Below are 12,118 nucleotides of genomic sequence, written 5' to 3' on the forward strand. Positions count from 1 at the left end.
GCGATAGAAAGGACACAAATCATGTACCGGAAACTTCGAAGGAAGCTCTCTCTCTTGTGCTGCTTTGCCATGGCGGTGATTGTAATGGCAATTATTTTATGCTGCCTGAATATCTCAGAAAAAAATATGTACGGTCAGGAAGAGGCTATTTTTCTCCTGAAAGCCAACACAATTGCCTATCATCTGAAAACTGCGGAATCGATCAACATACAATGGTATCGCCGAAACGCTGCAGAACCGGGAAACCTTCTCTATCTGGAAGTAGACCATTCTCCCTCCGCCCTTTCTTCCATCACGCTGTCAGATCAGGAGTTGGCTCTTGTTCAAGATTATAAAAAAGACAAGGAAAAACAAAACAGCCAGGCCAAAACCGGACAGCCCTATGTGGCGTTCACCGCTGGAACCCGACCATTTCTTGTTATGGAAGAATCCATCTCTGAAAAAGAACCGGACATCCGTTATCTCTATTTCTACAGCCTGGAAAACTTCTATCAAAACAGAAACCTGCAGCGGTTCAGATTTGGAGCAATCTGGCTGGTTTCCCTGTTCATCCTCTACGGCTTTTCTCAGGCCTTTACCGCCCATGCCTTACAGCCAATCATTCAAAATGAAGAAAACCAGAAGCATTTTATTGCAGTGGCTTCTCATGAACTCCGCTCTCCCCTGTCTGTATTTAAGACAGGCTTATCTGTCTTGAAAAATAAACCGGACACGGAAAGGTCTGCGCGGATTTTTACCCTTATGGACAATGAAATGTCCCGGATGGAACGGCTGATCCAGGATCTATTATCTTTGACAAAAGCCGGGCAGCCTTCTATGAATTATCAGTTTCAGCCCATTCGGCCCGGCGATTTGCTGGAAGAAATCTATCAGAAATACAAGAAAATTGCAAAAGAGAAACAAATTGCCCTGTCACTTTCCAAAGAGGGCAAGCGCTGCTGTCTCTGTGATCCCCAGCGCCTGGAGCAGCTTATTATTATCCTTCTGGACAATGCCCTGTCCTATACTCCTGCCGGACAAACAGTCGCCCTCCGCCTCTTTTGCTCCCGCAATAAATGCTGTATCCAGGTCATTGACACCGGACAGGGAATTCCGGATCAGGAAAAAGAAAAGATATTCGGCCGGTTTTATCAGGTAAATGCTTCCCGCAGCAATAAGGAGCATTTTGGCCTGGGGCTTTCCATTGCACAGGAAATCTGCCATGCCCACGGAGGTAAAATAACTGTCTCTGATACCAAAGGAGGGGGCAGCACCTTTACGGTCCGTCTGCCCCTTTCTCACAAATAATTAAGCAAGCACCTCTTCTAACGTCTGGAACAAGATTCCCACATCTATGGGTTTGGCCAGATGTCCGTTCATTCCAGCCTGCAGGGCTTCCTTCTTATCTTCTTCAAAAGCATTTGCTGTCATAGCCAGAATCGGGATTTGAGCCAGCTCCCGATTCTCAAGCTGGCGGATTGCCCTGGTGGCTTCATATCCGTTCATCACCGGCATGCGGACATCCATCAGCACCGCCTGGTAATAGCCCGGCTGGGATTTTTTCAGCATATCCACCGCAATCTGCCCATTTCCGGCAATCTCTATGGTAAAACCCGCATCTCCCAGAATTACCTGGGCAATCTCCTGATTCAGTTCATTATCTTCCGCCAGTAAAATACGCCCAGTGAAATGTTTCTCTGTTTCCCCATCTCCTTGCTGACTGCTGTTTTCTTCCTCCACAATAGAGTGCAGACAGCTGCGCAGTTCGGACAAAAACAGAGGCTTGCTGCAGAATGCCGTAATTCCGGCTTCCTTGGCTTCATCCTCAATATCCAGCCAGTCATAAGCCGTCAGAAGAATAATCGGCACATGCTCTCCCATTTCCTTGCGGATTCTCCTGGTAACCTCAATTCCGTTCATATCCGGCAGCATCCAGTCAATCATATACACTGTATAGATATCGTCACGCATCACAGCCTGATGGGTGCGCAGCAGCGCTTCCTTCCCTGACAGCGTCCATTCTGCCCGCATTCCAATCTGGCTCAGCATATAGGTTACGCTGTCACAGGTATTAAAATCGTCATCCACCACCAGAGCCCTGCAGTTTCTCAGTTCCGGAATATCCTGAGGCTCCTTTTCCCCTTCGTGCAGACGGAAGGTAAAGCAGAGATTGATCTCCGTTCCCTTGCCCTGCTCACTTTTCACCTCAATGACGCCGTTCATCATATCCACAATATTCTTCGTAATTGCCATTCCAAGGCCGGTGCCCTGAATTCCGCTTGTGGTGCTGCACTGCTCCCGTTCAAAGGGTTCAAAAATATGGGATACAAATTCCTCGCTCATACCAATTCCGGTATCCTTGATATGAAACTCATAATTGGCATATCCCGAAGGAGCTCCGGGCTTTTCTGTCACCCGTATGCTGACAGTCCCTCCGGTTCCGGTATACTTTACCGCATTGCTTAACAGATTCAAAAGCACCTGATTGAGACGCAGCTTATCACAGTAGATTTCTTCATCCAGAACATCTACGGCGTCAATATACAGTTCCATCTGTTTTGCATGGATATCTGCCTGCAGAATATTTCTCAGCCCGTGAAGGATATCCGGCAGACGGCATGGATTCTCGTCCAAATGCATTTTCCCGCTTTCGATCCGGCTCATATCCAGCACATCATTGATGAGGCTCAGCAGATGGTTTCCGGAAGTCATAATCTTTTTCAGATATTCCTCTACCTGCTCCCCGTCGTCTATATGGGCAAGGGCAAGGGTAGTAAATCCTACAATAGCGTTCATTGGAGTACGGATATCATGGGACATATTGGACAGGAAAATACTTTTTGCCTTATTGGCCTGGTTTGCCTGCATCAGAGCATTTTGCAAAAGGTTCTTTTTCTCCATTTCGCTCCGGGTCTCTTCATCCACGCTGCGGAATCCCAAAACCAGTCCCCGCTGCCTGTTCCATTCTCCGGCGCGCACCACCTTCAACTGGAAATATTTCATTTCTTCTCCCAGAGCAATACGGTAATTCACATAGCTTATGGACTTTTCCGCCATTTCTTTTTCCAGATTTTCCGGAGCGGAAAACTGCCGCAGCATCTCTCTGTCTTCTTCATGCACAAGTTCCTGTATGTAAGCTTCCATACTCTCCTGAAATGCGATGGTTCCTTCCAGACCGGCCGCAAACGCCCGGCCGTTTTCTTCGCTATTCCGAAGGGGAATCCCTGTATTGGCGTCCAGATCCAGATAGAACACAGTGCTGTAATCAATGCTCAGCGCCTGGATCAGTTCCGTATGGCGCTTCTCATTCTCATTCTCTTCCAGCTTCTGGGCTGTGCAGTCTAATAAGAAACGCTGATAAACCTGCTGCCCGTTCTCTTCTAACAGCTTGACATTCCCCATCACATGCAGGATTTCACCGTCTTGATGCCGCACCCGGTACTCTACGCTGACGCTGTCTCCCACTTTTTCCAATTTCCGGATATAATTCCGCAGCTTCTTTTTATCTTCTTCTATCACAGAACAGGCAACCATGTCAAATCCATCTGCCAAAAGTTCTTCTTCGGATTCATACCCCAGAATCTCAAGGGCTGCCCGGTTTATACTGAAAAGCTGTGCGCCGTCAATGGAATGGCGGATCACTCCACAGTCTATGGTGGTGAAAATTTTTTCCAGCGTCTGCGTCTTCTGTATGATTTCCCTCTCATATGCCCGCTCCTGGGTAATGTCAATGGCCAGGCCCACGGTTCCCATGACACTGCCATCCACATTATACAGGGGAGATTTATAGGTGGTGAGAATCCGTGCGCCTGCGCCTGTCTGAATGATTTCCTCTGATACGCAGGTCTCTCTCTTGCGCATAACCTCCTCTTCTGATTCTATACAGGCGGGATCATCCTGATCCACATCCCAGATATAAGCGTGGCCGCGCCCTTCCACCTGCTGTCTGCTTTTATTCACTGCCTTGCAGAAACTGTCATTCACTTTCCTGTGAATTCCGTTTTTATCTTTAAACCAAATCAGATTCGGCGCTCCGTTGATGAGGGATTCAAAAAAATGCTCTGTCTGCCAGAAATCCTTATCCCTCTTGTATGCCTGCTGCCATCTCAGAAAACGGAACCTGACTTCTTCCTCTGACATGGGACAAATCCAAATATCCATAAGGTCCGGCATCACATCGTTCAGGCATTCCATTTGATGTTTCTCTGCAAGCAAAATGAGCTGCGCTTTCCTGGATTTTGCTGAAATAAGCGTCTGAATCCCCGTCAAACCCAACATTTCAAAATCCGCCAGAATCACATCCGCCTGGGCCGCTAACGCTTCCACTGGCTGCTCACTTTCCAAAAATTCATGGGTAAAACGCTCCAAAGGAGGCATCTTTTTTATGATCTCAAATACACTGCATCTTTGGCTCAATAAATAAAACTGTACATGACACTGATACATAGCGTTTCTCCTTGCTATCCTTATTTATGCATGCGCAATATCCGTATTCTCTGAAATCTCACTGCTGATAGTGCACAAATCCTCCACCGATAATTCATGGATATCCGAATGACCGGTAATCCGCGCAAAGGTCCTTAACTCCTCTGCAGAACAGCTTAAATAATTGGCCACTCTTTCAGCGGAAGCTTCTGTCTGCAGCCGCTTTCTCAATTCCGAATCCTGGGTCGCCATACCCACCGGGCACATTCCTGTTCCGCAGATACGGTACTGCTGGCATGCCGCCGCCACCATCGCTGCAGAAGCCACTGCCACTGCATCTGCTCCCATGGCAAGCGCCTTGGCAAAATCTGAGGAAACCCTTAAGCCTCCGGTAATAACCAAATCGATTTCAGAATGAATAGAATCTAAATATTTCCTTGCTCTGGCCAGAGCAAACACTGTAGGTACGCTTGTTGCGTCCCGGATAATGGCCGGAGACGCCCCTGTCGCCCCTCCCCTTCCGTCTATCGTAATAAAATCAGGCTCTGCAAACACACAGTATTCCAGATCCTTTTCAATCCGGCCTGCGGCAATCTTAATTCCGATGGGCCGCCCTTCGCTGCGGGTACGAAGCTCCTCTACAAGTCTCTTCAAATCCTCTTTCGTGTCAATTCCAGGAAACTTGGAAGGGCTTATAATATCCTCTCCCAATGGTTTATTGCGTATTTTTGCAATCTCCGGCGTCACCTTGCTTCCAGGCAGATGGCCGCCCATACCTGGCTTGGTTCCCTGTCCGATTTTAATTTCAATTGCATCGGATGATTTCAGGTTCTCATCGGTTACGCTGTACTGATTGGGCACATATTCAAATATGTATTTATAGGCAGCTTCTTTTTCTTCCGGAAGAATTCCTCCTTCCCCGCTGCACATTGCCGTTTTCGCCATTGCGCTCCCCTTGGAAAGGGCGATTTTGCTTTCTTTGGAAAGGGCTCCAAAAGACATATGGGAAATATAGACCGGCATATCCAGCGTCATTGGCTTCTTTGCATGCTTTCCGATTACGGTCTTCAGCGACACCTCTGCATGCTCCTCCAATGGAGACGGATTTAACTGGGCTCCCAACACTAAAATATCATCCCAGTCCGGCATCTTTCTTAACGTTCCCATGGCTTCAATGGCCGATTTTCCTGTCACTGCCATCTCATGGATTTCTTTCATATAGCGGTAACTGCTGTCTGTTTTCCTTGTTTCCCTCGGATAACTCAAATCCTGCGCCTCCTCAGAAGCAGCCGGTTCCCTCTCCTCAGAAGCAGCCGGTTCAAACTTTTCCACCGGTTGTTTGCAGACAGGGCATTCCGTCAGCTCCGAAAAAGATTTCCCCTGTTCCTTTTCATCAAATATATAACCGCAGACACTGCATCTGTATACCATAGTTCCTTCCTCCTAAGTTTCTTTTCCTGTAATCAGGGCACAGTCAAAACACTTTCCAACCGTACTTTATTTCTATAAAAATTGTATTTTATTTCCCTGCTTTTGTCAATTAGAAATACATACTTGAAAGCATGGAAAAAAGGTGATATTATCAAAGAAAACTCTACGAAATTAAGGAAACCTATCATGCAAAGAATAACCATTAAAGATATTGCAGCGGCCGCAGGCGTTTCACACACTACGGTTTCTTATGTATTAAATAAGAATCCAAACCAGAAGATTTCAGATAAAACCAGAAGAAAAGTAATCGAAACTGCAAGAAACCTGAATTACATCCCCAACGAGAACGCACGTTCTCTGCGCAGCGACAGCACCCACTGCATTACCGTGGCTCTGGAAAAATCCATTACCCACACACGATTCAGCGGAATCCTCCAGGGAATCCGGGAGGAACTGGGGAAAGAAGGATACGGCCTTCTGCTGACCGGATTTCAGGCCAGAGACAATATGAAGAACCCTTATTACCTGGACAGCGTACTGCAGCGGCGGGCAGACGGCATTATCTACATATCCTCAGACGGTCTCTCTCCCGCCTGCAGCAAGAATATCGAGACCTACAACCTGCCCTTTGTGGCTTGTGACTGCTGTCCCGACGAAGAAAGCCTGGCCAGCGTCAGCTTCGACTATGAAAAAGGCGCCTTTGAAGTGGCCTGCCGCTTATTCGGAGAAGGATCCAAGAGAATCCTGTACTGGCAGCCGGACGCCCCTACTTTTCAGGAAACCTACCGGATCACGGGCCTGGAAAAAGCAAGGGAGCTTTATCCCGGAACCGTCATTGAAGTCTGCAAAATGCCTTGCATTCCAGATGACGCCTCCCCCAATGACCGCTACCCTTTGATTGATGATGTGTGCAGGCAGTCACTGGTTCAGAATGTGATGCCCCGCCTGGCGTTATTTGAAGAAGGGGACGCCGTAGTCTGCAGTTGGGGCGTAATGGTGAAGCACCTCTGCGCCGCCCTCTATCAGAGAAATGATAAAAGATTCAAAATCGCTCTGCTCTCAGACGCAGACATTCCCGTAATCCCCAATATCAGGGTTCTTACCAGCCGTCCGGGTTTCATCCGGGGCGGAAGGGAAAGCGCAAAGCTTTTGCTGTCACAGTTAAGAGGAGAAGATGTGAACCTTCGGGTGGTGCTGGACCCAGACCCGCCTACCTATGTGGAATTATAATATAAAGGCTGCCGTATTCCGAATCCGTAATACGACAGCCTTTTGAATGAATGATCTTTGGCAGCAAGCTGCCCGTCTTTATTTTCCTTTACGCACCGACACGTAGAATTCCCCGCTCTCTTTCAGGCAGTGAACCGCTTCCTCCATCATACGCCCGTAATGCATAAACGCATGGAGCACGCCAGGCACAACCTCCAGTTTTGTATGTACCCTGCGGCTTTTCAAGATTGCATGAAGGGCCTGGGAATCCCCCAGCAGCGGGTCTAAATCCCCGCAGCAGAGATAAGTCGCGGGAACTCCGTAAGTCAGATCATTGTTCAGGGTGGAAAAATATGGATTTTCCATATCTGCCATCCCTTCTTCCAGATAATAGCTGACATAAGCCAGCATATCTGCTTTCGTCATGCCGTCCAGAGCCGTTCCGTTCAGTCTCCAGGAATACCCGTCAAACATGCCGTAGCTTCCATAATAAAGCAGAAGCGCGCTGATATAATCATTGCCTCCGAACGCATCCCGCAGATACAGGTTGGCAGCCAGCGCAAGGTTGGCGCCGCCGGAATCACCGGCAATTGCCATTTGATCCGGAGCAATATTATATTTTTCCGCATTTTCATGGAAATGCCGGATTACCGCTGCCGATTCATACAGAGGAATTGGAAATTTCGCCTCCGGCGCCAGATGATAGTCCACGCCAATCACCACACAGTCGCCGGATTCCATCACACACCGCATCATCCGGTCATGGGTGTCATTATTTCCAACGGTAAACCCGCCTCCGTGGATAAATACAAGGGCGTTCCGGCCCGGCTTCTCATCCGGATAATAAATGCGCACCGGAACCGGCCCGATGGGACCTTCTTCCACCTCCGTATTGACCACCCGAAATGGTTCCGGTCCGCCTTCATTCCAGAATTTGCGTTCCTCAATATATTTTTCCCTAAGTTCTGTCCAACTGCAGTTGGTGTCAAACGCATCCTTGGAATGCTCTGCCTGATAATCAATGACACGCTTCATTCCTTCCGAAAGCAGCGGATAGGGATCCGGTTTATTGATTTCCATGTCCACGTTACATTCCGGCATCTTGAATTGATACATACTTATCCCTCCTTCAGAGAATCCAGATACTCCGGCGTCTTTCTGAATTTCAGCACCAGCCGGTCACTGATAATTGCGCACACCAGTCCAAGGGCCATAGCAGCCATACAGGTGATGAACACAAAACGGTATCCGCCCACCGGATCTGCTTCAATTTGTGCGCCGCACAGGGAAGTATAGAACGTATCCGGCAAAAATCCAATCAGAGAAGCAATACCGATAACACTGCCCACCTGATTCTTAGAAGTGCCGATTTCATCAATTACTGCGTAATAAAGGGCACGGAACACCGGGTAACACAACGTGGAGAAAATCATAATGATCATAATCGGGTACATCATTGCCGCAGAACCCGGAATCAGAATCAACGCCAGGTAGCTTACAATAGAACCGACGCCTGCATAAATCATAAATTTGCTGGAACGCCCCATCTTCTTTGCCGCAATTGCGGAAACGCCGGCGCCGATCAGCGTGCAGACCGTCCGGTTGTAATTTGCAAAAATAACGGTCATATTCTGGTCCATGCCGCAGACATTTGCCAGATAAGGCGCAAGATAAGATATTCCCGCCTGTGCCACGCAAGCTCCGCAGATCATTCCTGCCAGAAGATATGTAATCGGCAGCTTGAAGGCAAAGAGCATAGCTTTGATACTGTCTACAAGACCCTCATTGGTAGAGCCGTCGCTGCTGGTTTTCGGCATCAGGAAAATCATTGCAACTCCAACCAAAATCATAACAATACTGCAGGAAACCACCACATAACTCATAGCCTTTGCGCTGTCTGCAGAAAATCTCGTAAAAATAGCAACAAAGAAAGAGGTCAGAACAATTCCTACAATCCCGCGCCCTGCCTCCAGGGTTCCAAACATGCTGCCCTGCTCGTCAGAGCCTGCAATCAGATTGATGCATTTGATAGATGCTGACCAGTAAGTAAGCACGGTTGTAAAGGCCCACGCCACATGAATCACCATCAGCATTGTATAGCTGGGCCAGGTTGCTTCCCACAGTCCCAGTGCGCCTGTGCCGATCATGGAAATAATCAAAAGCTTTTTCGCATCAAATTTATCTGCAATCCACCCACCCGGCAGATACAAAATCACGTTTGCAATTCCATAGATATTCAGCAGCTTTCCATAAGCTGCATCCTGCCCTACCAGACGCATTGCCTCCTGCAGGGGAGTATAATATGTGTACATCAGATATGGCAGCACATAGATGGTGTTTAAGGACAGCATCATCAGTATAAGAGTAACAATTTTTGCACTGTTTTTCGTTTTAGCCATAATTTCCTCCTTCGATCCTCAAGTTATTTTACTTCCTCCGAAATGCCCTCCGATAAGCTCGTTCGCCGGAACCACCACCACAAAAGCAGTAGGATCTAATTCCTTCAAAAGCGTCTTTACCTGAAACACTTCCCGCGGACGCACCGCCACCATCAAAACATTTCTTTCTTCACCGGTATACATGCCATTGCTGTCCCATCGGGTCACTGCCCTTCCCAGCTTTTCCATCAGGGGATTTGCAATTTCCTTCGCATCCTTCCCGCTGACCACAAGGCAGATGCTTCCCCGCCCAATGCCAAGAAGCACCCGGTCAGCCACAGTAGAACAGACAAATATTGTCACAATGGCATACAGCCCCACTTCCACATTTCCAAATACCAGCATCGCCATCACTACAATGCCCCCGTCGATAAAAAGGCTCAGTCTGGCAACGCTCAGAGACGGTATTTTTTCATTCAGCAGACGGCACAGAAGATCCGTACCGCCCACCGATACATTTCCGACAGTAAGCAGCGTCATGCCGATTCCATAAAGCACCCCGCCGAAGATGGCTGCCACCAGAGGCTCACTGGTCAGCGTCGGCATCATCCGGTCAAGAATTTCCACCGTAAATGAATACAAAAACGCCGCAACAATGGTGCCTATGGTGTAACGCCATCCTTTAATTACAACTGCACTGGCAAGAATGGGAATATTCATCACCAAAGTCAGTATTCCCACTCCCAGAGGCAGAAAGCTGCACAGCACTACCGCGATTCCTGCAAGGCCTCCTGCCGCAATGTTGTTTCCGGTCAGAAACAGCGCCAGAGCCAGTGCATACAGCAGGTTGCCTGCCATCAGAAATCCCCAGCTTCTCAATGAACCCAACTCTTTTTTCATCACAGTATACCATTATAGGGCAGCGCCCATCCAAACAGCAGAAAACATGTAGTTGCAATTCCAACCGCAATCAGCAGATATCCATACATTCTGTCCCGCTTGTATTCTGCCGCCGACTTCTCTGATTCCGGCAGAACCAGCAGTTCTTTGCGGTATTCCGCTTCCTCTTTCCCTACAGGCTGAAGCTTACTTCCGATTACCGCAAAAATCAGGCTGAGATACAACCCGATAAAAAACGGGTCCAGGAAATTCACAAATATGGATGCAAAGGGCTGTATCCCAAAGCCCGACAGGCATTTGGTAACCATAAATCCTGCAAATCCTGCGATCATAGAATAACGCGCGCCGGCAGCGGAAAGTTTTTTGCTTAAGACGCTTCCTACGCCTGGAACCACCCAGCTTGCCGCAATAATCGTAGAAGCAAACCATGAAATTACCCGGATTCCGCCCAGTCCCATATAAGCCAGTATCAATGCAAGTACCCCAACTACCAGCATTACGATACGGCTGAACCGAAGCTGCGCCGCTTCATCTTTAAAATCTTTTTTGATTATATCAGAGGTCACGGAAAATCCAATGACAGATAAAAAGGTGGAAGCGCTGGAAAGCCCGGCGGCCATAATCCCTGCCAAAAGCAGCGTCCCCAGCAGCTTGGGAAGCACCTCAAAGGAGGCCCATATCAGAACTCTCTGGGGGTCCTCCAACGCCCCGTTTAAGTTCAGCACCGCTACAGACTGCAGATTTAAATACATCAGGAAAATTACAGTACAGATGGCGGCAATCACTCCCGAACGGAATGTTACATGCTCACTTTTCGCCATCAGATTCCGCCCTGCCTGCCAGGGAGAAACCGCCACGGTAATAAACCAGATAATTCCCATAGTAATCGCATACATCATGGCTCCGAACACATCCTGAGCCCCAGTTCCCGCTATATTTCCGTGAAAATCCAAAAGACCTTCCGGCGCCGCCGGATTATTCATCAGATTTGCAAGAAGCTCCGAAATTCCTCCCTGTGCCCCAAAAATCACCGGCCCTGAAAGAATCGCCGCAAACAGAAACACCAGAAACATAATGGTATCAGTAAGAACCACCCCTTTTGACCCGGAATAAAAGGTAAACGCAGTAAAGCATCCCCAGGCCAGCAGCAGGCAGGCCTCATAAGAAAAACCAGTCAATTCCTGCATCAGGATGCCCACGCCTGTAATACAGGCCAAAAGATAGGCTGTCAGTGACACAATGGTAATTACTGCAGCCACACGGCGGATTTTCAGGTCCTTGTAGCGGGCGCCAAAATATTCCGGCATGGTGGTGCACTCTGACCGCCTTAAATACCGCCCGAATACCAAAGGGCCGAATACATATCCGCAGGCGCACAGGGCGTTTAAGAATACCAGAGACGTAATATTTCCGGTATAGCACCAGCCCTGATCGCCCATAAACCCGTTTACTGACAGCATGGAAGCAAACAGCGTTCCCGATATCAGAAGCGTAGGCGCATTCCTTCCGCTTACATAGTAATCATTCACATCCTTTACCTGCCGGCCGGCATATAAGCCTACCACCAGATATACGATAATGCTGACAATTACTCCAATTAAAAATATGTTCACATCCTCACCTCCGCTTTTGGGTCTTTCCTGCCGCCCGGCGCAGGCAGCATGCCGCCATTTGCACCGGACAACGTTTCATTTCAGGAAGCCACGTCATTTAATATTATTTTTCTTTTCTTCATTCTTGAGAATCAGGTTCATGGCAATCCCTGATATCACCAAAAAGCCTCCAATACAGACAGA

Annotated in this window: 8 protein-coding genes; 2 read left to right on the forward strand and 6 right to left on the reverse strand. The window is 48.3% G+C overall.

Going from position 1 to position 12,118, the window contains the following annotated elements; genetic code table 11:
- Positions 1-21 precede the first annotated feature (21 nt).
- Positions 22-1,287, forward strand: a complete 1,266-nt coding sequence (locus E5329_RS00970) for a sensor histidine kinase (RefSeq protein WP_135987704.1) — start codon at positions 22-24, stop codon at positions 1,285-1,287.
- On the opposite strand, the gene E5329_RS00975 is transcribed toward E5329_RS00970, so the two are convergent.
- The gene (locus E5329_RS00975) at positions 1,288-4,425 is read right to left on the reverse strand and encodes a hybrid sensor histidine kinase/response regulator (RefSeq protein WP_135987705.1); all 3,138 of its coding nucleotides are present in this window, start codon (positions 4,423-4,425) and stop codon (positions 1,288-1,290) included. It lies immediately after the preceding gene.
- Between the two features lie 24 nt (positions 4,426-4,449).
- Positions 4,450-5,835: a glutamate synthase-related protein gene (locus E5329_RS00980; RefSeq protein WP_135987706.1), complete on the reverse strand. Its 1,386-nt coding sequence runs from the start codon at positions 5,833-5,835 to the stop codon at positions 4,450-4,452.
- A gap of 186 nt (positions 5,836-6,021) precedes the next feature.
- Here E5329_RS00980 and E5329_RS00985 point away from each other — a divergent pair, with 186 nt between their 5' ends.
- Complete coding sequence (locus E5329_RS00985) at positions 6,022-7,065, forward strand: LacI family DNA-binding transcriptional regulator (RefSeq protein ID WP_135987707.1); 1,044 nt, start codon at positions 6,022-6,024, stop codon at positions 7,063-7,065.
- A gap of 78 nt (positions 7,066-7,143) precedes the next feature.
- Here the strand turns inward: E5329_RS00985 and aes are convergent, their stop codons facing one another.
- The 4 genes from aes to E5329_RS01005 are packed head-to-tail and all read right to left on the reverse strand — an operon-like array spanning position 7,144 to position 11,935.
- On the reverse strand, positions 7,144-8,160 hold the full coding sequence (gene aes / locus E5329_RS00990) for an acetyl esterase (RefSeq protein WP_135987708.1): 1,017 nt from the start codon (positions 8,158-8,160) through the stop codon (positions 7,144-7,146).
- A 2-nt stretch (positions 8,161-8,162) separates the two neighbouring features.
- The gene (locus E5329_RS00995; RefSeq protein WP_135987709.1) at positions 8,163-9,443 is read right to left on the reverse strand and encodes an MFS transporter; all 1,281 of its coding nucleotides are present in this window, start codon (positions 9,441-9,443) and stop codon (positions 8,163-8,165) included.
- Between the two features lie 18 nt (positions 9,444-9,461).
- Positions 9,462-10,322 (reverse strand): YitT family protein, encoded by an 861-nt coding sequence (locus tag E5329_RS01000; RefSeq protein ID WP_135987710.1) that lies wholly within the window; start codon positions 10,320-10,322, stop codon positions 9,462-9,464.
- On the reverse strand, positions 10,322-11,935 hold the full coding sequence (locus E5329_RS01005; protein WP_135987711.1) for a sodium:solute symporter family protein: 1,614 nt from the start codon (positions 11,933-11,935) through the stop codon (positions 10,322-10,324). Before E5329_RS01005 ends, E5329_RS01000 begins: the two co-directional genes overlap by 1 nt.
- Between the last annotated feature and the right edge of the window lie 183 nt (positions 11,936-12,118).

It is taken from the genome of Petralouisia muris, assembly GCF_004793545.1.
Taxonomy (GTDB): Bacteria; Bacillota; Clostridia; order Lachnospirales; family Lachnospiraceae; genus Petralouisia; species Petralouisia muris.